The 26,142-nt window shown below is 35.6% G+C and carries 23 protein-coding genes and 2 pseudogenes; 17 read left to right on the forward strand and 8 right to left on the reverse strand.

Going from position 1 to position 26,142, the window contains the following annotated elements; translation table 11 throughout:
- Position 1 precedes the first annotated feature (1 nt).
- From EKM02_RS05940 to queA, 4 genes are all read left to right on the forward strand, one after another.
- Positions 2–991, forward strand: a complete 990-nt coding sequence (locus EKM02_RS05940) for a virulence RhuM family protein (RefSeq protein WP_126453083.1) — start codon at positions 2–4, stop codon at positions 989–991.
- On the forward strand, positions 988–1,314 hold the full coding sequence (locus EKM02_RS05945; protein WP_126453086.1) for a nucleotide pyrophosphohydrolase: 327 nt from the start codon (positions 988–990) through the stop codon (positions 1,312–1,314). Before EKM02_RS05940 ends, EKM02_RS05945 begins: the two co-directional genes overlap by 4 nt.
- A gap of 120 nt (positions 1,315–1,434) precedes the next feature.
- Positions 1,435–2,652, forward strand: coding sequence for a 3-phosphoshikimate 1-carboxyvinyltransferase (aroA, locus tag EKM02_RS05950; RefSeq protein ID WP_126453088.1), 1,218 nt, complete (start codon positions 1,435–1,437; stop codon positions 2,650–2,652).
- 199 nt (positions 2,653–2,851) lie between these two features.
- Complete coding sequence (queA, locus tag EKM02_RS05955) at positions 2,852–3,901, forward strand: tRNA preQ1(34) S-adenosylmethionine ribosyltransferase-isomerase QueA (RefSeq protein WP_126453091.1); 1,050 nt, start codon at positions 2,852–2,854, stop codon at positions 3,899–3,901.
- Between the two features lie 523 nt (positions 3,902–4,424).
- On the opposite strand, the gene EKM02_RS05960 is transcribed toward queA, so the two are convergent.
- A complete protein-coding gene (locus tag EKM02_RS05960) occupies positions 4,425–4,637 on the reverse strand; it encodes a hypothetical protein (RefSeq protein ID WP_126453094.1) in 213 nt (70 codons plus the stop codon).
- Between the two features lie 67 nt (positions 4,638–4,704).
- Between EKM02_RS05960 and kynU the strand changes: the two genes are divergently transcribed.
- Both kynU and EKM02_RS05970 read left to right on the forward strand, forming a co-directional pair.
- A complete protein-coding gene (gene kynU, locus EKM02_RS05965) occupies positions 4,705–5,991 on the forward strand; it encodes a kynureninase (protein WP_126453097.1) in 1,287 nt (428 codons plus the stop codon).
- Between the two features lie 101 nt (positions 5,992–6,092).
- Positions 6,093–6,500, forward strand: a complete 408-nt coding sequence (locus EKM02_RS05970) for a glycine zipper family protein (protein WP_126453100.1) — start codon at positions 6,093–6,095, stop codon at positions 6,498–6,500.
- 78 nt (positions 6,501–6,578) lie between these two features.
- Here the strand turns inward: EKM02_RS05970 and EKM02_RS05975 are convergent, their stop codons facing one another.
- On the reverse strand, positions 6,579–8,111 hold the full coding sequence (locus EKM02_RS05975; RefSeq protein WP_126453103.1) for a cryptochrome/photolyase family protein: 1,533 nt from the start codon (positions 8,109–8,111) through the stop codon (positions 6,579–6,581).
- A gap of 2 nt (positions 8,112–8,113) precedes the next feature.
- Entirely contained in the window at positions 8,114–8,755 is a 642-nt protein-coding gene (locus tag EKM02_RS05980) for a flavin reductase family protein (protein WP_126453105.1), read from the reverse strand.
- Positions 8,756–8,929: 174 nt separating this feature from the next.
- Between EKM02_RS05980 and EKM02_RS05985 the strand changes: the two genes are divergently transcribed.
- Together EKM02_RS05985 and EKM02_RS05990 are read left to right on the forward strand one after the other, a co-directional pair.
- Positions 8,930–11,320: a penicillin acylase family protein gene (locus EKM02_RS05985; RefSeq protein WP_126453108.1), complete on the forward strand. Its 2,391-nt coding sequence runs from the start codon at positions 8,930–8,932 to the stop codon at positions 11,318–11,320.
- A 63-nt stretch (positions 11,321–11,383) separates the two neighbouring features.
- Complete coding sequence (locus EKM02_RS05990; protein WP_126453111.1) at positions 11,384–12,721, forward strand: FAD-dependent oxidoreductase; 1,338 nt, start codon at positions 11,384–11,386, stop codon at positions 12,719–12,721.
- Between the two features lie 32 nt (positions 12,722–12,753).
- Here the strand turns inward: EKM02_RS05990 and EKM02_RS05995 are convergent, their stop codons facing one another.
- The 3 genes and pseudogenes from EKM02_RS05995 to EKM02_RS14875 all read right to left on the reverse strand — a co-directional run.
- Complete coding sequence (locus tag EKM02_RS05995) at positions 12,754–14,013, reverse strand: NAD(P)/FAD-dependent oxidoreductase (RefSeq protein ID WP_126453114.1); 1,260 nt, start codon at positions 14,011–14,013, stop codon at positions 12,754–12,756.
- Between the two features lie 42 nt (positions 14,014–14,055).
- Positions 14,056–14,223: pseudogene (locus EKM02_RS15265) on the reverse strand (cupin); the annotation flags it as partial.
- 3 nt (positions 14,224–14,226) lie between these two features.
- Positions 14,227–14,510, reverse strand: a pseudogene (locus tag EKM02_RS14875) (helicase HerA-like domain-containing protein); the annotation flags it as partial.
- A gap of 373 nt (positions 14,511–14,883) precedes the next feature.
- Here EKM02_RS14875 and EKM02_RS06005 point away from each other — a divergent pair.
- The 7 genes from EKM02_RS06005 (at position 14,884) to EKM02_RS06040 (ending at position 21,464) form a co-directional block, all read left to right on the forward strand.
- A complete protein-coding gene (locus tag EKM02_RS06005; protein ID WP_126453117.1) occupies positions 14,884–15,705 on the forward strand; it encodes a MotA/TolQ/ExbB proton channel family protein in 822 nt (273 codons plus the stop codon).
- Between the two features lie 47 nt (positions 15,706–15,752).
- Entirely contained in the window at positions 15,753–16,364 is a 612-nt protein-coding gene (locus EKM02_RS06010) for an ExbD/TolR family protein (RefSeq protein ID WP_126453120.1), read from the forward strand.
- Positions 16,365–16,383: 19 nt separating this feature from the next.
- A complete protein-coding gene (locus EKM02_RS06015) occupies positions 16,384–16,932 on the forward strand; it encodes an ExbD/TolR family protein (protein ID WP_126453123.1) in 549 nt (182 codons plus the stop codon).
- A gap of 41 nt (positions 16,933–16,973) precedes the next feature.
- Positions 16,974–17,771 carry an energy transducer TonB gene (locus EKM02_RS06020; protein ID WP_126453126.1) on the forward strand — a complete coding sequence of 266 codons (798 nt, stop codon included), beginning with the start codon at positions 16,974–16,976 and terminating at the stop codon, positions 17,769–17,771.
- Between the two features lie 230 nt (positions 17,772–18,001).
- Entirely contained in the window at positions 18,002–18,928 is a 927-nt protein-coding gene (locus tag EKM02_RS06030) for a PstS family phosphate ABC transporter substrate-binding protein (protein WP_126453132.1), read from the forward strand.
- Complete coding sequence (locus EKM02_RS06035; RefSeq protein WP_317124975.1) at positions 18,915–20,621, forward strand: tetratricopeptide repeat protein; 1,707 nt, start codon at positions 18,915–18,917, stop codon at positions 20,619–20,621. The genes EKM02_RS06030 and EKM02_RS06035 overlap by 14 nt, the downstream gene beginning before the upstream one ends.
- A gap of 210 nt (positions 20,622–20,831) precedes the next feature.
- Positions 20,832–21,464 (forward strand): 7-carboxy-7-deazaguanine synthase QueE, encoded by a 633-nt coding sequence (locus EKM02_RS06040; RefSeq protein WP_126453135.1) that lies wholly within the window; start codon positions 20,832–20,834, stop codon positions 21,462–21,464.
- 389 nt (positions 21,465–21,853) lie between these two features.
- Here the strand turns inward: EKM02_RS06040 and EKM02_RS06045 are convergent, their stop codons facing one another.
- Positions 21,854–22,561, reverse strand: coding sequence for a class I SAM-dependent methyltransferase (locus EKM02_RS06045; RefSeq protein ID WP_126453138.1), 708 nt, complete (start codon positions 22,559–22,561; stop codon positions 21,854–21,856).
- Positions 22,562–22,635: 74 nt separating this feature from the next.
- Between EKM02_RS06045 and EKM02_RS06050 the strand changes: the two genes are divergently transcribed.
- On the forward strand, positions 22,636–23,130 hold the full coding sequence (locus EKM02_RS06050; RefSeq protein WP_126453140.1) for a YkgJ family cysteine cluster protein: 495 nt from the start codon (positions 22,636–22,638) through the stop codon (positions 23,128–23,130).
- 73 nt (positions 23,131–23,203) lie between these two features.
- Here EKM02_RS06050 and EKM02_RS06055 read toward each other — a convergent pair whose 3' ends face one another.
- Positions 23,204–24,439 carry an exo-beta-N-acetylmuramidase NamZ domain-containing protein gene (locus tag EKM02_RS06055; RefSeq protein ID WP_126453143.1) on the reverse strand — a complete coding sequence of 412 codons (1,236 nt, stop codon included), beginning with the start codon at positions 24,437–24,439 and terminating at the stop codon, positions 23,204–23,206.
- Positions 24,440–24,517: 78 nt separating this feature from the next.
- Between EKM02_RS06055 and EKM02_RS06060 the strand changes: the two genes are divergently transcribed.
- Entirely contained in the window at positions 24,518–25,753 is a 1,236-nt protein-coding gene (locus EKM02_RS06060) for an ABC transporter permease (RefSeq protein ID WP_126453146.1), read from the forward strand.
- Positions 25,754–26,142: the final 389 nt, after the last annotated feature.

Below are 26,142 nucleotides of genomic sequence, written 5' to 3' on the forward strand. Positions count from 1 at the left end.
TATGGAAGAAAACGTAAAAAAATTTATTTTATACACCGCACCAAGCGGAGAAATACGTGTTGATGTTTTACTGCAAAACGAATCGGTATGGCTTTCGCAAAAAGCAATGGCGTTATTGTTTGACTGCAGTGCAGACAATGTTTCATTACACTTAAAAAATATTTTTGAAAGTAAGGAATTAGAAGAAAATGCAGTTACCGAGGTTTTCTCGGCAACTGCATCAGATGGCAAAACCTACAAAGTAAAACATTACAGTCTTGACGCAATAATTTCTGTTGGTTATAGAGTAAACTCTACCAAAGCTACACAATTCAGGATTTGGGCAACCCAGACTTTAAAAGAATATATTATAAAAGGGTTTGTGCTTGACGACAATCGTTTAAAACAGGGTCAAGCAATTTTTGGAAAAGATTATTTTAAAGAATTACTGCAAAGAGTTCGTTCGATTCGCGCAAATGAAAGAAGAATTTACCAGCAAGTAACGGATGTTTTTGCTGAGTGCAGTATTGACTATGACAGCAATGCCGATATCACAAAAAATTTCTATGCCACAGTTCAAAATAAATTTCATTTTGCTATAACCGGTAATACTGCTGCCGAAATAATAGCGAAAACTGCCGACTCCAAAAAGGAAAATATGGGATTAACGACTTGGAAAAATAGTCCAAGTGGAAGGGTTTTGAAATCGGATGTGGTAGTTGCCAAAAATTATTTACAAGAAAAAGAAATTAAACAATTGGAGCGCACCGTAACGGGTTACTTTGATTACATAGAAGGATTGATAGAGCGGGAGAATACTTTTACGATGAGTCAATTGGCAACAAGTGTGAATAAATTTCTAAACTTTAATGATTATAAGGTTTTGGATGGTAAAGGGAAAATTTCTAAAATACAAGCTGATAAAAAAGCAATCGCTGCCTATGAAGCCTTTAATAAAACACAGAAAATAATTTCTGATTTTGATAAAGAAATAAAAAAACTAAAAAAATGAACCTAAAAAATTCCCAACTCGACGTAGATACTTGGATTAAAGAACACGGCGTTCGTTACTTTAACGAATTGACCAATATGGCGCAGCTTACCGAAGAAGTAGGGGAAGTGGCCCGAATCATTGCCCGTCGTTACGGCGAACAATCCGAAAAAGAAAGCGATAAAGACAAAGACCTTGGCGAGGAATTAGCCGATGTAGTTTTTGTGGTATTGTGTTTAGCCAACCAAACCGGAATTGATTTACAAGCCGCTTTTGATAAAAAAATGGATCTAAAATCCATTCGAGACAAAGACCGTCACAAAAACAATGAAAAACTCAAATAATTTGTGAAGTATAAATTATGAATTATAAATGCGGAGTGGTAAATTGCGACTCAAAAATTATTTGAGTTAAAAATGAAAGTATAATTCATATCTCATAACTCACAACCCATAATTACAAAAATGAATTTACTGTTACAAACTTCCCAATCCAATTTACAAGCTCAAATTGCAGTTACTGGCTCAAAAAGCGAAACAAACCGCTTGTTATTGTTACAGGCCTTATTCCCAAACATTACTTTGGCAAATACTTCGAACTCTGATGATAGTGAAGTCATGCAAAAAGCATTGCTAGGAAACGAGGAAATAGTTGATATTCATCATGCAGGAACAGCCATGCGTTTCCTGACCGCTTATTTTGCTGTGAACGAAAGCCGCGAAGTAGTTTTGACTGGTTCTCAAAGAATGACGGAGCGCCCGATAAAAGTTTTGGTGGAAGCCTTGGAACAATTAGGTGCGAAAATAACGTACGAGAAAGAACCAGGATATCCGCCCATTCGTATCAAAGGACAAAAAATAACAGCTTCTAAAGTGAACATTCCTGCCAATGTGAGCAGTCAATACATATCGGCCTTATTATTAGTGGCGCCAAAACTGGAAAACGGTATTGAAATCACTTTGGTTGGTGAAATCACTTCAGTTCCTTATATCAAAATGACCCTGGCTTTGTTGAATGATTTGGACATTAAAACCAGTTTTGAAGGGAATGTAATTACTATTTATCCAAAACAAGCAGTAGCATCAAAAGTAATGACTGTTGAATCCGATTGGAGTTCGGCTTCTTACTTTTTTAGTTTGGTTGCTTTGGCTGAAAATGCTACTGTTTCATTGACCAGTTATACAGAAACCAGTTTACAAGGCGATTCGGCTTTGGTAGAAATCTATAAGCTAATGGGAGTTGAAACGCATTTTGAAGGAAATAAAATGACGCTTACCAAACAAGGGAATTTTATTCCTCAAACTCTAAATCTTGAACTAAATAATACGCCGGATATTGCCCAAACCATTGTTGTTACCTGCCTTGGATTAGGAATTGGTTGCCATCTAACAGGCTTACATACCTTGAAAATTAAAGAAACAGACCGACTGGAAGCACTACGAATTGAGCTAACAAAACTCGGAGCGAGCATATCCGTTACCAATGATAGCTTGACGCTTTTGACTTCAAGTGAAATCAATCACAACATTAAAATTGCAACCTACAACGACCACAGAATGGCAATGGCATTTGCACCATTAGCGTTGAAAGTACCCATAATCATCGAAAATGCCGAAGTCGTTTCAAAATCATATCCGGATTTTTGGGAAGATTTAAAAAGTTTAGGTTTCGAAATTTCGTAAAAAACCCTCAATTCATTGGGCGAAAAGATGTTTCCCTTTTCCCTCTCCTTTGGAGAGGGCTGGTGTGAGGAAAAATAAATTGCAAAACACTTGACAACGCCTATCTCACAATCGTATATTTGCACACTCGAATTAAGATTGTCATCCTGAGCGCAGACGAAGGACATAACTCATAATTCATAACTTATAACTTTTTAAGATGAAACTATCACATTTTCAATTCGATTTGCCAAAAGAACTTCTTGCTGAATATCCAGCTGAAAACAGAGACGAAGCACGTCTAATGGTTATAGATCGTAAGAAAGGGACTATAGAGCATAAAATGTTCAAAGATGTTATTGATTATTTTGACGAAGGCGATGTTTTAATTCTCAATAATACTAAAGTTTTTCCGGCACGTTTGTATGGTAACAAGGAAAAAACAGGCGCAAGAATCGAAGTTTTTTTACTTAGAGAATTAAATGCAGAGCAAAGACTTTGGGACGTTTTAGTAGATCCGGCCCGAAAAATCAGAATTGGTAACAAATTGTATTTTGGAGATGATGATTCATTAGTCGCTGAGGTGATAGATAATACTACGTCTCGTGGAAGAACATTGCGTTTTCTTTACGACGGTTCTTATGAAGAATTCAGAAATAAATTAACGGAACTTGGAGAAACTCCAATCCCAAAATACATTTCTAGAGACGTAACTCCGGAAGATGCGGAACGTTACCAAACTATTTATGCCAAAGAAGAAGGATCTGTTGCAGCGCCAACTGCAGGATTGCATTTCTCTAAACATTTAATGAAAAAACTGGAAATCAAAGGAATCAAATTTGCCGAAGTAACCCTTCACGTAGGTTTGGGAACTTTTAATCCGGTTGAGGTTGAGGATTTATCAAAACACAAAATGGATTCCGAGGAATTAAAAATCACTCAAGAAGCATGTGATATTGTAAATAACGCAAAAGTTCATAAAAAAAGAATCTGTACCGTAGGAACAACATCTATGCGTGCCGTAGAAAGTTCAGTTTCGTCACATAATACACTGAATCCTTTTGACGGATGGACAAATAAATTTGTGTTTCCACCTCATGAATTTACGATTCCCACCTGTATGATTACTAATTTTCACACGCCAAAATCAACTTTATTAATGATGGTTTCCGCTTTTTGTGGCCACGATTTAATGAAAAAAGCATACGCAGAAGCAATCGAAAAAGAATACAAATTCTATTCTTACGGTGATGCAATGATGATCATCTAATCTGAATTCATTTCAGTCTAAATAACAAGATCTCGTCAGCAATGGCGAGATCTTTTGGTTTCTTCCGAGCGCAGTTTTATAAGGGTGTGCCCCAAGGGTCGCGCTGTACGCTGTATCTTTATTTTCTTAAAGAGAGAAAATAAAGGATGCCGCTTCCATCCCTCACACAAAACGTTTGGAATATGTGAGGACTTTTTGTGTAAAAAGAAATTTAAAACGGTATCTCAATTTTGTGTCTGAATAAATTTGTTACAGCTATTTTTTTGTCAAGTCGAGCGCAGTCGAGATACCGCGTTGAGTTTTGACTGCGCTCGACTTAATATATATTCTGAAGCCTTAAATTGTAATTTGAAAACACCGATACCTGCTTTTTTTAGATTTCGTAAGTCAGAGTCGGCATTCTCAGCAACACTCGTGGCTTGTATACTTGCATCTTTAGTTGCCTGAGCAATCATTTTATTTTTAGTTCGGCCAGTTTGATGTACTAATATTCCACGCCAGAATTAATCAATTCACGGGATTGTCACGATAATTTTTCAATTTTGTTTACTTCCTTAGATTGGATACTCACACTTTGAGTTAACGTGAATCCAGTAAGAATTTGCTGTCTCGTAGTTCCGTTTTTGTTATAAGTAGTTCCAAAATCTTTATTGAAATTTCCCGCAGAGAACATCATTTCATAGGCAATAACTCTTTTGCTGGATAAATACTTTTTTTCTTTTCTCTCTGTCCTCATCCAATGCGACGTTGGCCTTTTTCAAAGTGGTACTTTTTCACTACTTTTACAAAACAAAATACAAATCATGATTTTCGAAAACACCCTTGAATTTGCAAAACACCTCGATTTACAAGATCCTTTACACAAATACCAAGACGAATTTATTTTTCCGAAGGTACAAGGAAAAAAAGTAATTTATTTTACTGGAAATTCTTTAGGATTGCAGCCGAAACGCACCAAAGCGTATGTAGATGAAGTCATGAATGATTGGGCAAATCTAGCTGTTGAAGGACATTTTTACAGTGAAAAACCATGGTGGGATTACCACGAACGATTCGCAGATCCGTTGAGTAAAATTGTTGGTGCTTTACCAAGCGAAGTTACCGTGATGAATACATTAACGGTAAATCTTCATTTACTGATGGTTTCCTTTTACCAACCTACACAAACCAGATATAAAATTATTTGCGAAGAAAAAGCATTTCCTTCGGATCAATATATGTTTCAAAGTCAGGTCGATTTTCACTCCCAAAACCTGGGGATACAACTCGAGGATGCAATTGTTGAGATTAAGCGTCGCGATGGCGAACACAACATTCGCTTAGAAGATGTGTTGGCAAAAATTGGGGAAGTAGGTGATGAGTTGGCTCTGGTCTTAATTGGGGGGGTCAATTATTACACAGGACAGGTATTTGATATGAAAACTATTACCGCTGCAGGTCATAAAGTGGGAGCCTACGTAGGCTGGGATTTAGCGCACGCCGCAGGAAATATTAAGCTGGAATTGCACGATTGGAATGCGGATTTTGCCGCTTGGTGCAGTTATAAATACATGAATTCAGGGCCAGGAAATGCTTCTGGATGTTTTATTCATAAAAAGCACCACAACAATGCAGCGTTACCCAGATTTGCCGGATGGTGGGGACATAATAAAGAACGTCGTTTCAAGATGGAACAAACCTTTGATCCTATTCAAGGCGCTGATGGCTGGCAAATTAGTAATCTTCCAATACTTTCTCTGGCGCCTTATTTAGCATCTGTAGACATGTTTGATGAAATTGGGATGGATGCTTTGATCCAAAAAAGAAATGCGATCACTTCTTATTTAGAATTCATTCTGCATGAAATAGACAAAGAAGTGGATAGTAGTTTCGAAATTATAACACCGTCAAATCCCACAGAAAGAGCATCACAATTGTCCGTATTGCTTCATGGGGAAGGCCGCAGTTTGTTTGATTATTTAATGCAAAATGGAGTAATCACGGATTGGCGTGAACCTAATGTTATCCGCTTAGCGCCAGTGCCTCTGTATACTTCTTTTGAGGATATATATCAATTTGGGCAAATTTTGAAAGCAGGAATTCAGTCTTAAAACTGGCATTAAATAACACAAAAAATAGTTTTAATTTTATAAACGTAATTAACAGGGTTAAGCCTTTCTTTGTATTCGTACTAATTATGAAAATTAAAATTATGAAAGCATTATATTTTATACTAATAGCTGCAAGTATTGTTTCTTGTCAAAATCAAGGAAAAATGGACATTCAAAAAGCCAAACAGGCTACTGTAGACTCCATGAAAGTTGAAATCGAAAAACAAAGAGTGATCGACTCAATGCAGGTAGAAATGGTTAAAATCCAGGAAGCTAAAGTAGAAACTCAAAAAGAAGTAGTTGTTGTGGATCAACAAACAGCGGGGACTACTACAAAAAATAAAGGTTGGAGTGGTGCTGCAAAAGGAGCCGTAATTGGTGCCGGCGTTGGTGCCGCCACAGGGGCAATCATCAGTAAGAAAAAAGGACAAGGTGCTATAATAGGTGGTTTAGCCGGTGCGGGAGTAGGGGCAGGTACAGGCGCTATTTTAGATAGTAAAAAACAGTAAATAGATTTTTCAATATAGCTTGGAGTGTTTAAGTTCAAAAAGAATTTAAACACCCCTTTTTATTTAGCGCTATCTAGTTTAATAGGAATCCATATTAGTGATAATTTCGTGCGCCTTAACTTTGATTTTATACATTTCTTCCGGATTCATTTTGTTCAATAAATTCATCATCATTGCCATGCGCTGGTTCCCTTTGAAATACTCTTTTTTCTCATCTAGGAAATTCCAATACAGCGTATTGAAGGGACAGGCTTTGTCGCCAAATTTCTCTTTGACATTGTAGTGGCATTTAGAGCAATTATTACTCATTTTGTTGATGTAACTTCCAGAGGAAACATAGGGTTTTGTGGCAATTATTCCTCCATCGGCATATTGTGACATCCCGCGTGTGTTGGGCATTTCAACCCATTCAATCGCATCAATATACACGCCCAGATACCAAGCGTCTACTTCGTCAGGATGAATTTGTGTCAGTAGTGTAAAATTCCCAATAATCATAAGTCTCTGGATGTGGTGCGCGTAGGCTTCATCTAAACTTTGATTAATCGCGTGACTCATGCAATTCATTTTGGTTTTACCTGTCCAGAAAAAATCAGGAAGCTTGTTTTTGTTTTGCAAGACATTCATTTTAGCATAATCAGGCATTTCTTTCCAGTATATTCCTCTTATATATTCGCGCCAGCCTAAAATTTGACGCACAAAACCTTCTACTTGTGAGATAGTTATTTCTATTTCATTGTCATGATAAAAAGCAATCACGGTCTCGAGGACTTCCTTTGGAGAAAGCATTTTGCTATTCATGGCAAAAGACAAACGAGAATGGAAAAGGAATTTTTCATCGGTATGCATTGCATCTTCGTAATCACCGAAATGTTTCAACAGATTTTTACAGAAATAATCTAAAACCTCGAACGATTGCTCGCGCGAAGTAGGCCAACTGAAATTATCTAAATCGATGTTTCCAAAAGTGATGATCCCAGCTTCTTTAATTTGGGCAACAACTTTAGAAACATTGGTGTGAAAATTCTTTTCAGAAGGCACAGGAACTTCTCCTTTGTATTTTTTGCGATTATCGGCATCAAAATTCCATTGATTTCCCACAGGAGTTGACCCATTCATTAACAAATGATGTTTTTTACGCATGCTGCGATAAAAATTTTCCATTAGCAACAGCTTTTTACCCTCAAAAAAATCGGAAAGTTCATGACGCGTAGTGTAAAAATGCTCGGAGTCAAAAGCTTCTGATTCTATTTTTAGATTGGAACAAATTGTTTTTAGTTGTTGGTCCAATCGGTATTCATCAGGGAATTGATATTCAAATTTTTCGATTTTATATTTTTCGATACAGAAAGCAATAATTTTTTCTAGATCCTGAGGATTATCGCCATCAGTAATTTGAAAATATAAGGCTTGATGTCCTCGTGATTGTAGGGCTGTGTAAAAATTTCTCATCGCCATAAAAAAGGCCACCACTTTTTGGATGTGATGTTTTACATACGCTGATTCCTGACGCATTTCGGCCAGTACATAAATAGTGTTATGATCTTTCTCCTGCAACCAGGAGTGTTTTAAATTGAGTTGATCTCCAAGGATTAATCGTAGTTTTTTCATTTTTATTTTTTGTAAAAGGAAACAGTAGAAACTTCTTTTCGGGCATATTCAAAACGGTCGATAAGTTTGGGTAAACAATAGCCATCAAGGCCGTTTAGCGCCACAACATTGCCTTTATCAATTTGTAACCACCCATCTTTATGTATTAATTTCTCCTCAAAAAATAAATTTTCGATAGCTGCAATTACATGAATTGTATTGTTTTCCTGGATGTAATATTCATTTAGATATTTGCAATGCAACTGCACAGGGCTTCCTTTTACAAAAGGAGTTTCAATGTTGGTCTTGTATTCTTCTTCCAGGCTTGTTTTATCAAATTCAGAAACGCCTAAATCATAATTTGCGGAGGTATGATGCGCATCGGCAATCATGTCAGCAGTGATGTGATTTACCGTAAAATAACCAGTCTCTTTTATATTTTTGTAGGTGTCTCTGGGAACGGTTGTGGGTCGCATAATGAATCCAATTATGGCAGGATTACTGCCTAAATGTGTGATACTGCTAAAAATTGCTACATTAGTGTTTCCGTCCAATGATTTTGTAGCAAGAAGATTCGCTGATTTATAACCCGTGCACGAATTGATTAAATTCAGTCTTTCAATTTTTTCCATTTTGGAAATAGCTTCTTGAGAAATATGTTTCATCTTTTTACTTTTGAACAAATATACTTTTTGTTTAATTAAAATGGAAATAAATCAAACAAAATAATAAATAAGGCTCAATTATTCATTTTGAATTAATTTTGAATAGACACATTATAAGTAAATTGTTATAATTGACTTATAAATCTTATATATTTGTTGCCAATTTATGTAAAGATGCAAACACTTAAAAAAGTCCTTCTGGTTTTACTCTCTTTATTGTTTCTTTCAGCAATAGTTGTGCTGATTTATGGGTTTTATTTAAAGCCAACCTATGAAGGGGAACTAAAACTTAAAAATATTGGAAAGGAAACCACAGTTTATTTTGATGAATTTGGAGTGCCTCATATTTATGCCGCAAGTTCAAGGGACGCTATGGTTGTGTTGGGTTACGTACATGCGCAAGAACGATTGTGGCAAATGGAATTGATGCGGCGTATTGCTCCGGGACGATTGTCAGAAATTTTTGGACCAGTTGCATTGAAAAGTGATCTGTTTTTTGCCGGATTAGGAATCGAAGAAGCTTCCGGAAAAGCAATCGCAACTTTAGATAAGAAAAGTTCCAGTTATCTATTGACAATGGACTATTTAGACGGGATAAACCAATATATGGCAGAGGGAACTACGCCAATAGAATTCAGTTTAGTTGGTGTCAAAAAAGAAAAGTTTACCATAAAAGACGTCTACAATATTTTTGGATACATGTCTTTTAGTTTTGCTATGGCCCATAAGTCAGATCCTTTGTTGACGGATATTCGGAACAAGTACGGAATGGACTATCTCAAGGATTTTGGCATTGACGGTTCATTTAATACCACAAAAATAAAAAATGCAAAACATAAGCCACAGGAATATGCTGCTATTTCAAAATCAGTAGCCTCACTTTTAGACCAATCCCCTATCCCACCCTTTATAGGAAGCAACAGCTGGGTTCTTTCTCCGAAGAAAACTAAAAAAGGAAAAGTGATTTTTGCCAATGATCCACATATTGGGTTTTCGCAACCCGGAACTTGGTATGAAGCGCACTTAGTAACTCCGGATTTTGAATTGTACGGTTGCTATTTAGCAGGTACTCCATTCCCATTATTGGGACATAACCGTAACTATGCGTACGGATTAACCATGTTTGAAAATGATGATATTGATTTGTACCAAGAAGAAAATAGTCCTGGAAATACGACCGTTTACAAAACGCCAACGGGGTATAGGAATTATGAAATTCGCCAAAAAATTATAAAAATAAAAGATTCTACTGATGTGGTTTTGAATGTAAAAGTGAGTCGTCATGGGCCTATCATGAATGATTTAATTGTTGGGCTGGATAAGGACAAACCAGTGGCAATGTCTTGGATTTATACCCAACAACCCATACGAATTCTGGACGCAGTGTATAGGCTTTCGCACGCTGAAAGCGAGGAAGATTTTCTAAAAGGAGTGGCTCTGATAGCCGCACCGGGACTGAATGTTATGTATGGTGACTCCAAAGGAAATATTGCATGGTGGGCAACAGGAAAATTATACAAGCATAATGAAGGCGTGAATCCGAATTTTATTTTGGATGGGGCGAGCGGGAAGGACGATATCAAGGAATATTTGGATTTCTCCAAAAATCCTTCAGCGGTGAATCCAAAATGGAATTACGTGTATTCAGCCAATAATCAACCAGAAGCAATAGACGGATTTTTGTATCCGGGCTATTACCTTCCTGAAGACAGAGCCAAACGAATCACGCAATTATTGAATAAAAAAACAAAATGGAATAAGGCAACTGTGGGCAGCATGATTTTTGATAATACATCACCAGTTGCGCCTGACGTTGTAGCACGTTTAATTTCGAATCTGGATTACACTACGCTTTCAAATAATGAAAAAGAAGCCTTTGCTGTTTTGAAAAAATGGAAAGGTTCTAATAATCTGGATGATGTAGCACCCACAATCTATAATAAATGGATTTTTAATTATTTAAAAAATACTTTTGAGGACGAACTGGGAGCTGCTAATTTCAAGCAGTTTTTAGGCACGCATATCATGAAGCAAATGATCGCCAGACAACTTGAAAACAAAAACTCACTGTGGTGGGATAATATCAATACAAAAAACCATTCGGAAACAAGGCAAGAAATCGTGTCGCTATCGTTCAAGGAATCGATTGCTGCTTTAGAAAAACAATTGGGCAATTCCGTATCAGCTTGGACCTGGAACAAAGTACATACTCTGGAACATCAGCATCCGTTGGGTAAAATCGCAGCTTTAAGAACTATATTTAATGTTGGTCCATTTGAAGTTTCAGGTTCAACGGAAGTGATTAATAATTTGTTTTTTGATTATACCGAAACGGGTCAGTATCAAGTAAAAGGCGGCCCTTCAACACGAAGAATTATTGATTTCTCAGACATTGAAAATAGCTGGGCCATTTTGCCAACGGGACAATCCGGAAATCCATTCAGTGCACATTATAACGATCAGGCGGAATTGTATAATTCAGGAAAATTCAGAAGAATGAAACTGAACGAAAAGGAGATTATAAGGACTTCGACAAAATTGGTGTTTATTCCCAATAAAAAATGATTGTTTTTTAAAGTTATTAAAATATTAAATCAGTAATTTTGCCTAACTTTTTATAAAAAATTAATGCAAACTCCCCGAAAAATAGCAGTTGTAGGCTCTGGACTAGTCGGATCCTTATTAGCTATTTACCTTCGTAAAGCAGGCCATACTGTTCATATTTACGATAGAAGTCCAGATATCAGGAAGATACAGTTTTCAGGACGTTCTATCAATTTGGCGATGTCTAATCGCGGCTGGAAAGCCTTAGACGGAGTTGGAGTAGGTGATGCTGTTCGAGCGATCGCAATCCCCATGAAAAAACGGGCAATTCATTTAGCGGATAAGCTTAATTTTCAAAATTATGGTCAGGAAGGCGAATCCATTGATTCAATTTCGAGAGGAATTTTAAACCGAAAAATGATCGATTTGGCGGAAGCCGCAGGAGCAGAGTTCTTTTTTGAGCACAAAATTTGGGATGTAACTCTAGAAAATGCAACACTTCATATAGGCGAAACCGAAAGAGGCGCATGGGAAGATAAAAAATACGATATGGTTTTTGGCGCTGATGGTGCTTTTTCAAGAATTCGTCACCGCATGCAGCGCCAGAGTATGTTTGATTATTCGCAAGAATTTCTGCCTATTGGATATAAAGAATTAAATATTCCGGCAAACGGGGATGGATCACATAAATTGGATAAAAATTCGTTTCATATCTGGCCACGAGGCGAATATATGTTGATTGCCTTGCCCAATTTAGACGGAAGCTTTACCTGTACTTTATTTATGCCTTTTGAAGGAGAAAATTCCTTTGATTCCTTAAAGGACAGGAAGTCAGTAGAAGCTTTTTTTGAAAAAAACTTACCGGATACGGTTGATGTTATTCCAAAATTAGCGGAAGATTTTTTCCGGAACCCAACCAGTACATTAGTAACCATGAAGTGTTTTCCGTGGACTTATGAGGATAAGGTTGCCTTGATTGGGGATGCGAGTCATGCCATTGTCCCTTTTTATGGACAAGGAATGAATGCCGGTTTTGAAGATATTTCAGTGCTGTATGAAATGATTGAAAAGTACGGGGATGATTGGAAATCTATTTTTTCCGAATATCAAAAATCCCGTAAACCAAATGCCGATGCTATTGCAGAGCTTTCCTATCGAAATTTTTTAGAAATGAGCTCTAAGACTGCAGATGAAAACTTCCTTTTGCAAAAGAAAATTGAAAAATCATTTTCAGACAAGCACCCTGAAAAATGGATTCCGCTATACAGTCGTGTAACATTTAGTGATCGGCCTTATACAGAAGCGTTGGCTATAGGTGATTATCAAAATGCAATTATGGAAGAAATTTTAAAAATGGAAAATATCAAAGAAATCTGGGATTCAGAAGCAGTTGAAAAGACCATTTTAGAATTATTAAAATAAAAAAAGGACTCTGAATAGAGTCCTTTTTGGTGTTATTTATCTTTTGTTGCCGGTTTCAGTAGGACTCGTAAGGTGCTGTCATTATTGAAATAGCTGAACATCCAATTAACAAAAATAGAGAGTTTGTTTTTGACGCTTAAAATCAACATTAGGTGGATAAACATCCAGGTAAACCAAGCCAATCTTCCTTGGAAACTAAATTTTGGTAAATCGACCACCGCTTTTCGTTTCCCTACTGTAGCCATAGAACCCTTATCATGATACTCGTATTCGATTTGAGGTTTGTTTTTTAGACTTAGTTTGAAGTTTGTGGCTAATACTTTTCCTTGTTCTATAGCAACACTGGCTACTTGCGGATGACCATTGGGATATTTAGGAGTAGCCATGAATGAAATATCACCAAGGGCATACACGTCTTCGAGATTTTCTATTTTATTAAATCGGTCAACAAGATAGCGATTTCCTCTGGTAATACTTTCTTTGGGAATGCCTTCCAGGGTGTTTCCTGTAATTCCTGCTGCCCAGATCACATTTCTGGATGCAATCTTGTCTCCGTTTTGCAGGCTTACGGTCTTACCGTTGTAATGGCTTACAATAGTATCCGTTTTTACAATGACACCTAGTTCCTCCAGATATTTACGAGACGTTTTTTGGGAATCTTCACTCATTGGGTTCAATACGTTCGGAGATCCTTCAAGAATATAAATGGTGAGTTTCGAAAAATCTTTGTCCGGATAATCTTTTGGCAAAATATTTTTTTTCATTTCTGCCAAAGCTCCTGCAAGTTCTACTCCGGTAGGGCCTCCGCCAACAATCACAAAGTTCATTAGCGATTGTAGCTCTTCTGGTGAAGCAATTAAGGCATCTTCAAAAGTTTGTAGAATTTGGTTGCGGAGTTGGATCGCTTCCGGCACCGATTTCATGGGAAATGCAAATTTTTCTATTTCAGCATTTCCAAAATAATTAGTCGTGCATCCAAAGGCAATTATCAAATGGTCGTACTCAAAATCAGCAATAGAGGTTTGTACTATTTTGTGCTCCGGATTAATACGAAGTACATCGGCTATTCGAATGCGGACATTTTTCGAATGCTGAAATACTTTTCGTAACGGAAATGAGATACTGGCAGGTTCAAGCCTTGCTGTGGCTACCTGGTACATCAAGGGTTGAAATTGATGGTAGTTGTTTTTGTCAATCAGTAAAACATCAAAATCTGTATTTTCTAAATCTTGAGCCAAACGCAATCCAGCAAAGCCAGCGCCAACGATTATAATTTTTTTTTGAATTTTCATACTTTTTTTATGGAAAATATAAAGATACAAATTATATAAGGGTTAGTCTGCTTTATTAACTTTTTCTAAAGAAAATGCAGGTTTGCAAATAGCTAAATATTCGCAGACTTCATCAAAAAGATCGGAAAAGTGCACGCGGGTATTCTTCTCTATTTTTATGGACTGTCCTGCTGTAAGAACCATGATCTCGCCTTCAATTATAAATGGTTTTTATTTCCCTTCTTTAGCAATACCACTAAAATCGCCTTTTATGTCGATCATTAAAACAGGAATCCCAAAAGAGGATAGTTGTTGTGAAAGAACTTGGATCGTTTTGGTTTTCCCCGTTCCAGTAGCTCCGGCAATTAACCCATGACAGTTTAAGGTTTTTAAGGGAATTTTTATGGGTGCATTTGCTAGAGCTTCTCCGCCTAATAGTACTCCTCCAAAGTCATACTCTTTCCTTTTGAAAGGTACCCACGCGTTATGTCTTGTATAAAATCTTCTTTTCTGGTCATGATAAGTTTGAATTAAAAGGATTTGTAAGCTACTATTAGTGTTCTTAAATAGGAAATTATGGGGTATAATGCAGTTTTCCTGCTTTTTGACTCTTAATAATAAAAAAATATATTTTTGACTGCTTTTAAACGGTTATTGAAAATTTGTGTTAATATTTCTTAAAAATGTATTTTTTTTTTTGTAAAACGGATGATTTCTTTGTAGATTTTGATATATATGCAATGAGTAAATTGCTAAATGTTTGTTTGAAATAAAATTAATGACAATAAAATTAAAAAAAGTTTTTTTATTTGAACTAAAAATATAAATTTGCTCCACTACAAGTTTATTATAACTAAAATAAATTATTTAAAACTATTAAAATTAAAAAAAATGGCAAACGTTAAAAAAGAAAAGAGTTCAAACGGAGGAGGAATGATTTCAGGAATCATTATTGTGGCATGTGTATTTGTAGGATGGTTGATTTGGAATTTTATAATGGGAGATGGTGCCAATTTTGAAGGCGGAGTAAATACAGGACACCCAATACCGGGTAATTATTTGGCAATGGTATACAAAGGAGGTCCAATTGTACCAGTTTTGATGGGTTTATTGTTGATGACTGTTGTTTTTTCTTTTGAAAGATATTTTGTGATTTCAAAAGCAGCTGGATCAGGAAACTTAGATCAGTTTATGAAAAAAGTACAAGATGATATTAAAGAAGGGAATATTGATGGAGCTATCGCTTTGTGTGATAAACAAAAAGGATCTGTTGCAAATGCAATAAAATCAGCTTTGATCAAATACCAAGATGTTAAAAAAGAAGGATTCAATAGCGAAGAAGCTGCTGAAACAATTCACAAGGAAATCGAAGAGGCTACTTCATTAGAAATGCCAATGTTAGAGAAAAATATGACTATTATTTCATCTTTGGTTTCTTTAGGAACTCTTGCAGGATTATTAGGTACGGTAACAGGGATGATTAAAGCGTTTGGAGCATTAGCTAGTGCAGGTACTCCTGATCAAGCGGCTCTTGCAAATGGTATTTCTGAAGCACTTATCAATACTGCAACTGGAATTTCTACTTCAGTATTAGCAATCGTTTCGTATAACTTCTTTACTTCTAAAATTGATGATTTAACCTATTCTATTGATGAAGCAGGTACTACAATTGTAAATACTTACAGAAGATTTAGAGGAAGCTTAAAACAATAATAATTTTTTTGACGTCATGTGCGTCAAAATAAAATATAAAAAAGATAATGGCTAAACTAAAAATGTCAAAAAAGTCAACGTCAATTGACATGACTGCGATGTGTGATGTTGCGTTTCTTTTGCTTACGTTCTTTATCTTGACCGCTACAGCTAAAGTACCAGAAGCATTGCCGGTAGACACGCCTTCTTCTACAGTTCAGACAAAATTGCCTGAGACAGATTTGGCTACAATTACTATAGGAAAAGGAAAAGTATTCTTTGATCTAAAAGGAAGAGAAGTTCGTAAAAAAACGTTAGAATTAATGGGTCAAAAATATGGTGTTGATTTCTCAGCTGATGATGCTGATAAATTTGCACTAATGGATGGTTTTGGTGTGCCAATTCAAAGTTTGAAGCAAATCATAGAGATGAAAGCTGCAGACAGAGGAAAAGCAAACCAACCAGGTATTCCAAAAGATTCACTTGATAATCAATTAGCGGATTGGATACAAAATGCTCGTATTGCCAATATTGAAATTGCTGATAAAGAATTGCAAATAGCCATAAAAGGGGATGCAAAAGAAGAATATCAGGCAATTAAAAAGGTGATGGATATTTTACAAGATCAAAAAATCAATAGCTTTAATTTAGTTACTGGTTTAAGAGGAGAAGATTTTTAATTAAAAAACATACACTACAATGGCTGAATTAAATACCGGCGACGGTGGAGGCGGAAAAGGTGGTAAAGTAAGAAGTAAAAAACAAAATTCAAAAGTAGATTTAACTGCTATGGTGGATTTGGCATTCTTATTGATCACATTTTTCATGCTGACTACTACGTTGTCAAAACCCCAATCAATGGATTTGGGGTTGCCAGATAAAGAAGACGATCCTAAAATAAATAAGGATATTAAAGTAGATGAAAATCGTACTTTAACAATTATGCTTGGTGAGAACAATAAGGTGGTATATTACATGGGTTTATTGGCTACGCCAATTGCAGGTCCAAAAGATATTGCCTATGGAAAAAACGGAATTCGTAAAGAATTATTGGCTAGAAAAAAATCAGTAGTGGAGCATACTGGAAACAAAGACAAAGGAGTTATTGTGATCATCAAGCCAAGTAAGAAATCTAATTATCGTAACTTAGTTGATATACTTGATGAAATGGCAATTGTTGGCGTTCCAACTTATGCAATTGTAAATGATTTTTCACCTGAGGAAACAAAATTGTTAGAAGGTAAATAAGATTTTAATCTAATAGCCTAATAACCTAATAATTAAGAAAAATGAAATTAGATATATTTAAAAACCAATGGCTGGATATCGTTTTTGAAGGGCGAAATAAAAGTTATGGAGCGTATGAACTAAGAAAAGAAAATAATAAGACCTCAGTGAGAGCGCTTATTGTTGGAAGTATTCTTTTTAGTTTGGCCGTTAGTGCCCCTCTTATTGCTAGTCTGCTTCCGGATACATCTGATGTAGAGGAAAATAGAGATATTAAAATTACAGCAGTAAAGTTGCCGCCAAAGCAAGAAAAGCCTAAAGAAAACATCCCGCCACCACCACCTCCACCTCCAAAAGTGGATCAGGTTAAATTTGTGAAACCTGTTGTAGCAAAAGCGGAAGAAGTTACAGAAGAACCACCAAAAATTGTTGAAATTAAAGACAAAAAATTAGGTGCTGTAACAATAAAGGGTGATCCTGATGCAGTATTGACTGTAGAGCCAGTGGGAACTGGTACTGCTGCAGTAGTGGAAGAAGTGGACAACCAAATTTACAACACTGCCGGGATTGAGGTTAAACCTGATTTTCCAGGTGGTATCAATAAGTTTTATAAGTACGTGGGGGATAATTATCAAACTCCTGAAGAAGACGGGTTGAATGGTAAAGTATATGTTACTTTCGTAGTAGAGAAAGATGGTTCCTTAACCGATATTAAAGTAATTAGAGATATTGGTTATGGTACAGGGAAAGAGGCGATTCGTGTTTTGAAAAAGTCTCCTAGATGGACTCCGGGTGAACAAAATGGTAAAAAAGTCAGAGTGCTGTATTCTTTACCAATTACAATTCAAACGGCAAATTAATGTTAAAGAGCATACGTATTAATATTCAGAAGAAATCGCTCAAAGAGCGATTTCTTCTCGTTTTAGGAATTATGTTTTTTTTAGTTTATCTGGTTTTGGGTTTATTTATTATCTTTATGAAAGAATTTCCCATAGTAATGGATACTGGATATAGAATAGCATTTGGTTTGCTTCTTATTGTATATTCTTTTTTTAGATTCATCCGACTTATTAATAATACCAACTAGATCATGAAAAAAACAGCTATAATTCCGTATTTTATTTTTCTTTCTTTGTTTGCATTTCTTTTTGCATGTAAAAAAACAGAAGGATCTAAGGAAAATAAAGAAACTATTTTAAAAGGTTCTACAACGATACTAGTTGATGAAACATTACAACCTGTGATTGAGGATCAGATAGCGGTTTTTGAAAGTGTGTATCCTGCAAAAATAACGTTGAATGCTAAATCTGAAAAAGAAGTGCTCCGATCATTGCTAAATGATTCATTAAGTATTGCCATTTTATCCAGAAAATTAAATGCTGAGGAAAATAAGATTTTTGAGGGTAAAAAAATTATTCCAAAAGTGACTCCTTTCGCTACTGATGGGATTGCTTTAATCGCAAATGAGAAAATTAAGGATACCTTAGTCGCTTTAAATGACATTATAGCCTTTCTGCAAGGGAAGTCTCAAACGGCAATAAAGGGATTGGTTTTTGATAATCCAAATTCCAGTACTGTTCGTTATATGAATGAATTAGCGGGTGTGTCAGAACTTCCGAAAAAGGGGATTTTTTCTTTTAAAACCAATGAAGAGGTAATAAAGTATGTGTCTGAAAATGAAGGAATTATTGGAATAGTGGGGCTAAACTGGCTTTATCAACCTTCTGGAATTATGAAGGATATTGTAAAAAAAATTAAGGTGCTTAGCGTTAAAAGTACTACTGGAAATCAATATTATCCGCCATCGCAAAATAATATTGCAGAGGGAACCTATCCTTTGGCACGTGATTTGTATATAATAAATTGTCAGGGTTCTTCTGGATTAGGAATGGGTTTTGCCTCTTTTGTAGCAGGTGAAAGAGGACAGCGGATAATACTTAAATCTGGTTTACTGCCGGTACGAACACCGAGTAGATTAATTCAGGTTAGAAAAAAAATATACAATGATAAAAATTAAATTAACTACAATGAAAATGAATAAATTAAAAACGTTTAGTGTTGCATTATTAGCATCGGCATTTGCAAGTCAAGCGCAAGATATTGATCAAGCAAAAAAAGCGATCGATGCAGAACAGTTCGAAAGTGCAAAATCAATTTTAAAATCAATTATTAAGGAGAATCCATCTAATGGAGCTGCTTTTTTTACTTTAGGGAATGTATATCTTACTCAAAATGTTGAAGATTCAGCCAAAATTTATTTTCAAAAAGGATTAACAGCTTCTGATGAAGCTAATTTGAATTACATTGGCTTAGGTCAAATAGATTTAGATAACAATGATGTTGCGGCAGCTCAAGCAAAATTTGTATTGGCCACCAAAGACATGAGAAGAAAGGATTTTGCAGAGTACGTTTACCAAGCAAGAGCCTATATGAATGCTGAAAAGCCCGATTATAAAAATGCAATCGCTATTTTGAATCGCGCTGCCATAAAAAATGCCGATGATGCACAGTTACAGCTTGCCCTTGGTGATGCTTACTATGGTGATAGCAAACAAAATGAAGCTTATGTCGCTTATAGAAGTGCTTTTCAAGCAGATAATTCTTTGCTAAGAGCAAAAATGCAACTGGGTGTTTTGCTTAAAGGAGCAAAATCGTATGACGAAGCTTTAAAAGCCTATGAAGAGGTTATTGCCATTAATCCTAACTATGGACCAGTGTATAGAGAGTTAGCGGAGACATACTATAAAATGGCACGTAACAAACCTTCTCAAGCGGCTGTAAGTTATAAAAAAGCAATTGGTTATTATGACAAATATATGTCTGTAACGGATTATTCGATTAACTCTAGAATGCGTCGAGCTGATTTTCTAATTTTGATAGAGGATTATGTTGCACTAGAAGCGGAAGCTAACAAAATGATCGAATTGGACAAAGTTAATCCAAGAATCTATCGTTATTTAGGATATGCGGCTTATGAAAATGGAAATGTTGATTTAGCATTGAAATCATTGGAAAGTTTTATCGCTTCCCCAACTAATAAAGTAATCGCTAAAGATTATTTGTATTTAGGTTTGACTAAAATTAAAAAAGGGACTAGTGACGATGGATTAGCTATAGACTCCGTTGCTTTTGATTCAGGAATGAAAGGTCTTAAAAAAGCAATCGAAATGGAGCCATTAGCGGTTCAAGATTTGAGTGATATTGGTAAAAAATTATTTTCTCAAAAACTATACAAAGAATCTGCAGCTGTATTTGAATCTGGAGCCAGTTCTCCTGAGTCTACTAATTATCTGGATGACAACGTCTATTTTGGTCTAGCGAATTACTATGCCAATATTAACAAAATGGAAGGCGAAAAAGTAGATACAATTGCTTTGCAAAAAGCAGATGCTGCTTTTGATAAAGTATTAGTCGCTTCCCCTACCTATTTAGAAGCATACTTGTATAAAGCAAGAACCAATAGATTACTTGAAAAAGATGACTTGATGGTGAAAAATTATGAAGATTATCTTTTAAAAACAATGGAATTAGGTGCTGAGGAAATAGCAAAACCTGCAGTAAAAACTAAGTTTATTGAATGTTACAATAATATGGCAGCCAGTTTTGCTAATACAGACAAGCCTAAAGCTATTGAATATTTCAAAAAAACATTAGCATTAGACCCTGCTAATAATTATGCGACAGAGTCAATAAAAATTTTGAAACAATAAAAATATGTCTCAATATCAAAAACCGATAGTCTTTGGCTATCGGTTTTTTTGTGCTCCTATTTTAGGATCGTTGTCTTCAGAGTTGGATTAATTATTTTAAAACGGTTTAATACACGCCTTTTTTGGCTTATTGAAAGTTTATCATTTTAGTCTGTGTTTGCAAATGGACTCCTTTTCTAATTAACTATCTTTGCACTTTAAAATTAAAGAATGTTATCAAAAGAAATACAGTTAGAAGTTAATAAAGGTGCAATGCTTCCTTTAATGGAAGAGTTTTATACTATTCAGGGGGAAGGTTTTCATACTGGAACAGCTGCCTACTTTATTAGAATAGGCGGATGTGATGTAGGTTGTCATTGGTGTGATGTTAAAGAAAGCTGGAATGCGGAGCTACACCCTCCAACTAGTATTGATCAAATTGTAGCCAATGCAGGTAAATATTCAGAAACTGTTGTGGTTACTGGTGGGGAACCACTGATGTGGGACATGAGCTTGCTAACACAAAAGCTAAAAGATAGTGATAGAAAAGTGCACATAGAAACTTCTGGGGCTTATCCGCTTACGGGAACTTGGGATTGGATTTGTTTGTCGCCAAAGAAAAATAAATTACCAACTCAAACGGTGTATGATAATGCACAGGAATTAAAAGTGATTATTTACAATAAACATGATTTTATTTTTGCCGAAGAGCAAGCTGATAAAGTAAATGAGAATGCCATTTTATTTCTTCAACCGGAATGGAGTAAAAAAGAAGAAATGACTCCGTTAATTGTTGATTATGTAATGAACAACCCAAAATGGCGTGTCTCGTTGCAAACACATAAATATTTGAATATTCCTTAATACTTAAAAACCTCAAACAACAAGTGCTGTTTGGGGTTTTTAATTAAAAAAGATACTGATTAATTTTCGGAAGGCTTACTTCTTGTTAGCAGATTTCCTAGCCCAGATAGTAGCGACATCCTTTTTTTCTCATTTTTTTAATGAGAAAAAAAGATATAGCGAATAGCTGGAAACAGCTCCTAAAACAACTTTTCTTTGTTGTTTTTATTTCTTCGGGTATGTCCGTTAAGTGATGGCTTTCCGAATCTCTACTTTAATCGGTTTGGAGAACTTTCTATTTTGGTAATTTTAGTTGGGAGCCATTTACAGGAATAGATTTTAGGAGGGTAATTTTCAATAGGATGCCATTATTTTTCTAATGCTGTGTTTTCTATACTATAATTTGTTTTCTAGATGGAAAGTTTTGCTAAATAATCAAAATGTTCGCCTTCAAGAATCAACTCGCATTTTAGTCCATTATCTAAAGCTGCATTTTGCAAAGTGTTGTAATCAATGAACATCCAGTCAAATGGTTTTTCTTTCTCGCCTTTGTAGGAGATATTAAAAACGATTTCTCCATAATATTCCTTTTGGGAAGGAATCCACTTTCCGCCATCTTCATCATCATCAAACATATAAATTATATCAGAACTGTCCAACAGAATTTGTCCGCCAGGATTCAATAACGATTTTAGTTTTAAAAGGAAATTCGGGATGTTTTTAAGTTTACCGCACATTCCCGCACCATTCATCAATAGGAGTATGGTGTCGTATTTCTCGTTTTCTAATGTCAGCACATCCTGAACTTTCGCTTTTTTAAGTCCGCGAAGGGTACACGCTTGAATAGCATTCGAAGAAATATCGATAGAAGTAACGTCTAGATTGCGTTCGTTTTGCAAAGATAAACTATGGCTTCCTGCGCCACAGCCAACATCCAGGATTTTACCTTTGGCAAGTTGTAACGCTTTTTGTTCCATTTGGGGCATTTCATCGTATGAACGAAACAAATAGGCGACACTCATTTCGTCTTCATCAGAAATAGTGGTTTCCGTAATTAAATCTTCGGGTGAATTATTGGTTTGAAAATCAAGTATGGCTTTGCCAAAAAGGTCTTTCATCTTTTTTTGTTTAAAGTTTAAGGTTAAAGGATTCAAGTTTGTTACTTTTGTGGTTCCAACTTTAAACTTTAAATTTGAAACATATTTTAAACAATCTCCCTAAGGAAGCCAAAGATAAGCATATCGAAAACAAAAAGTATTTTGATAAGCTGAAAAAAAAGACACCCAAGAATTTGGATTACGTGATGCAAGATTTGCATGATGCTGAATTCAAGAAAACGGATTGTTTAAAGTGTGCTAATTGTTGTAAAACTACGGGACCATTATTTACGGATGCCGACATTGAACGTGTTTCAAAATACCTACGCCAAAAGCCACAACAGTTTATCCAGCAATACCTTCAAATCGATGAAGACCGAGATTATGTTTTGCAAAGTGTACCCTGTACTTTTCTCGACAATGAAAATGCGTGCATGATATATGACGTACGTCCAAAAGCGTGTAGAGAATTCCCGCATACGGATCGAAAAAAATTCCAACAAATTACAGACTTAACCTTGAAAAACGTAGCGATATGCCCGGCAGCGTTTAATATTGTAGAGGAAATGAAAAAGAAAATGCCGCTTTAAAAATTTTCTATTTTGCCTCCCTCTGCTTTGTAGAGTCCCGTCCCGAAACTTCGGGATCGGAAGGGGGTGAGAATTAGTATATCAAATATTTCATTCTCATTGCTTTAAACTCGATAAGTCCTTTCTGCCAGCTTTTTCTGATTACATTTTCGGAAATTCCATTTTCTATTTGCTGTTGCAGTTTTTTAGTTCCTGCAAGTTTGGTAAAAAAAGGATTGAAGAATTTCGATTTTTCCGTTGTGCTTTGATAGGCTTGAATCAACCATTTTAATTCTAGTTTACTGACCTTTGTATGTGTTGATAAATCTTCCCCATAACATTTCACGCCATTGTAAACTGGATTTTGTGCGCCAAAATTTGGTTTGGGTATAAAACTAAAATCACTTTTTGGTAGATACGGAGAGCCATAATTCTGAAATTGTTTTTCAGTTCCACGACCCACACTTACATTTGTGCCTTCAAACAGACACAAACTTGCATAAAGATTCACGGCTTGATCATTTGGCAGATTCGGTGATGGTTTTACTGGTACACTATAATTCATTTTTCGATTGTAATAAATACATGGAATTACTGTCAATTTGCATTGTATACCATTTTTCAGCCATTGCTCTCCATTGATCATTTTTGCATATTCGCCAATTGTCATTCCATGTAGCAAAGGAATTGGGTGCATGCCCACAAAACTGGTAAATTCTGGCTCAAGAATTGGACCGTCAACAATGCTTCCATTCGGATTTGGTCGGTCAAGGAGTAAAAGAGGGATGTTATTTTCGGCACAGGCTTCCATAATATAATGTAACGAAGAAATGTACGTATAAAATCGAGCGCCTACATCTTGCAAGTCGAAAATCATGATATCGATTCCTGCGAGTTGTTGGGGTTTTGGTTTTTTATTGTCACCATAAAGGGAAACAATTGGCAGTCCTGTTTTAAAATCTTTTCTATCAACCACATGTTCTCCCGCATCAGCAGTGCCACGAAAACCATGTTCTGGAGCAAAAATAGTTTGCACATTGATATTTTTGGAAAGTAAAAAATCAACAAAATGGGTTTTGTCAGATAGAATTCCCGTTTGATTGGTTACAATTCCTGTTGTTTTATTTTCTAACAGAGAAATATATTTTTCGTAATTATCGGCTCCCGTTTTAAATATTGGTATTTGATATGGTCTAAAAAATGGTTGGAAATGGATTTTTGGCAAGCTATCCATACTGCTGCTATACTGATTGTTTTTTGTAGAACTTCCACAAGAAGATTGTACAACTAATGTCAATAATAAGAGGTAAGTATAGCTAAAATATTTCATAGTACTATTTTTGATCTGTTTAAATCTGTTTCATCTGTGGCAAAAAACTTTATGTATCTTTGTCGCAAACTATAAATTTTGAATTTAGAATATTTCATAGCCAAAAGACTCATAACTGCTAAAGATTATAAAAGTAGCATATCTGCTCCAATTATAAAAATTGCTATTTCAGCAATTGCAATTGGTATGATTATGATGATTGTTTCAGTAGCGACAGGAATTGGACTGCAACAAAAAATCCGAGAGAAGGTTGCGGCTTTCAACGGACACATCGTTATTTCCAATTATGACAACAATCAATCCGAAGTCACGGTAGTTCCAATTTCTAAAAAACAAAATTTTTATCCAAAATTTACTGCTGTTCCTGAAGTGGAGCATATTCAAGCCATTGCCAGTAAAGCAGGAATTATTAGAACTGAAACCGCTTTCGAAGGAATTATTTTCAAGGGAGTGGGGAATGATTACAAATGGGATAATATAAGAGAGTATCTGGTTTCAGGCAAATTACCGGATTATTCAAAAAATGTGAATCAAGAAGTGTTATTGTCTCAATTCCTTGCCAATAGGTTGAATTTGAAAGTAGGAGATCTGTTCAATACATTCTTCATCAAAGAAAATCAAAATCAGTTGCCCAATATTCGGAGATTTAAAATTACAGGTATCTTCAATTCCGGTTTTCAGGAATTCGATGCAACCTATATAATAGGAGATATTCGTCACATGCAGCGTATCAATAAATGGACTCCAGATCAAATTGGTGCTTTCGAAGTTTTTGTTGACGATTTTAATACTATCGAAGCTACCGGAGAACAAGTCTATGCACAAACAGCTTCTACATTAGATAGTAAAACCATACTAGAAAAATACAGCTATATATTTGAATGGCTTCAGCTATTCGATTTTAATATCATCGTTATATTAGTTGTCATGATTCTTGTGGCCACAATCAACATGGTGGTTGCACTATTAGTATTAATTCTCGAACGAACCCAAATGATAGGAATCCTAAAAGCGTTAGGAGCCAATAATTGGTCCGTCCGGAAAATATTTCTATATAATGCCTTCTATCTTATCGTAAGAGGGCTTTTCTGGGGAAACTTAATCGGAATAGCACTATTGTTACTCCAGCAACAATTTGGCGTGATCCAGTTGAATCCAGAAAACTATTATGTAAACCAAGCACCAGTTTATTTAAATTGGGGATATATCCTAGTGCTAAACCTACTTACTGTGACCGTTTGTTTTTTTGTATTATTAATTCCGTCCTATATAATAACTAAAATTTCTCCAGTCAAAGCCATACGTTTCGATTAGATTATCATTAGTGCGTTCCCATTTATAAAAAAGAGAGGCTATTATCAATATCGATAGTAGCCTCTCTTTTTTATAAACGGTCGGGCTATCCGCTACAAGTCCTCATAAAGTTGCGTTGCACTCCACTTTCTTGCGAGCTTTCCACTACTATCCCTAACGCGAAGATTTGGAAACCAGAATATTTAGTTGTTTCTCATGACACCTTATAAATAGGATATAAAAGCAATAGTAGAATTTAGACCTTACACTATATAGGAGAAAACCTTTTAATCTGTTGTGCTCTTTTGTTAGGATAGGGTATGTGGGCGTTAATTTTCAGTAAAGAAAAAAGAGCCAAAGGCATAAAAAGTGCAATAAAGCGTGATTTGGATAGGTTTCAAAAAAAGGGA

The sequence above is a fragment of the Flavobacterium sp. RSP49 genome, from assembly GCF_003968735.1.
Classification (GTDB): Bacteria; Bacteroidota; Bacteroidia; order Flavobacteriales; family Flavobacteriaceae; genus Flavobacterium.

Bases quoted from the DNA above. Each gene is read 5' to 3' on its own strand.
- EKM02_RS06035 (WP_317124975.1), top strand. From the start codon at position 18,915: ATGATAAAAATTAAATTAACTACAATGAAAATGAATAAATTAAAAACG.
- EKM02_RS06055 (WP_126453143.1), bottom strand. From the start codon at position 24,439: ATGAAATATTTTAGCTATACTTACCTCTTATTATTGACATTAGTTGTA.
- EKM02_RS06010 (WP_126453120.1), top strand. From the start codon at position 15,753: ATGGCTAAACTAAAAATGTCAAAAAAGTCAACGTCAATTGACATGACT.
- EKM02_RS06005 (WP_126453117.1), top strand. From the start codon at position 14,884: ATGGCAAACGTTAAAAAAGAAAAGAGTTCAAACGGAGGAGGAATGATT.
- EKM02_RS05980 (WP_126453105.1), bottom strand. From the start codon at position 8,755: ATGAAACATATTTCTCAAGAAGCTATTTCCAAAATGGAAAAAATTGAA.
- EKM02_RS05945 (WP_126453086.1), top strand. From the start codon at position 988: ATGAACCTAAAAAATTCCCAACTCGACGTAGATACTTGGATTAAAGAA.
- EKM02_RS06015 (WP_126453123.1), top strand. From the start codon at position 16,384: ATGGCTGAATTAAATACCGGCGACGGTGGAGGCGGAAAAGGTGGTAAA.
- EKM02_RS05970 (WP_126453100.1), top strand. From the start codon at position 6,093: ATGAAAGCATTATATTTTATACTAATAGCTGCAAGTATTGTTTCTTGT.
- queA (WP_126453091.1), top strand. From the start codon at position 2,852: ATGAAACTATCACATTTTCAATTCGATTTGCCAAAAGAACTTCTTGCT.
- EKM02_RS06020 (WP_126453126.1), top strand. From the start codon at position 16,974: ATGAAATTAGATATATTTAAAAACCAATGGCTGGATATCGTTTTTGAA.
- EKM02_RS06045 (WP_126453138.1), bottom strand. From the start codon at position 22,561: ATGAAAGACCTTTTTGGCAAAGCCATACTTGATTTTCAAACCAATAAT.
- EKM02_RS05985 (WP_126453108.1), top strand. From the start codon at position 8,930: ATGCAAACACTTAAAAAAGTCCTTCTGGTTTTACTCTCTTTATTGTTT.
- EKM02_RS05990 (WP_126453111.1), top strand. From the start codon at position 11,384: ATGCAAACTCCCCGAAAAATAGCAGTTGTAGGCTCTGGACTAGTCGGA.
- EKM02_RS06040 (WP_126453135.1), top strand. From the start codon at position 20,832: ATGTTATCAAAAGAAATACAGTTAGAAGTTAATAAAGGTGCAATGCTT.
- EKM02_RS06030 (WP_126453132.1), top strand. From the start codon at position 18,002: ATGAAAAAAACAGCTATAATTCCGTATTTTATTTTTCTTTCTTTGTTT.
- EKM02_RS05960 (WP_126453094.1), bottom strand. From the start codon at position 4,637: ATGAGGACAGAGAGAAAAGAAAAAAAGTATTTATCCAGCAAAAGAGTT.
- kynU (WP_126453097.1), top strand. From the start codon at position 4,705: ATGATTTTCGAAAACACCCTTGAATTTGCAAAACACCTCGATTTACAA.
- aroA (WP_126453088.1), top strand. From the start codon at position 1,435: ATGAATTTACTGTTACAAACTTCCCAATCCAATTTACAAGCTCAAATT.
- EKM02_RS05975 (WP_126453103.1), bottom strand. From the start codon at position 8,111: ATGAAAAAACTACGATTAATCCTTGGAGATCAACTCAATTTAAAACAC.
- EKM02_RS05940 (WP_126453083.1), top strand. From the start codon at position 2: ATGGAAGAAAACGTAAAAAAATTTATTTTATACACCGCACCAAGCGGA.
- EKM02_RS05995 (WP_126453114.1), bottom strand. From the start codon at position 14,013: ATGAAAATTCAAAAAAAAATTATAATCGTTGGCGCTGGCTTTGCTGGA.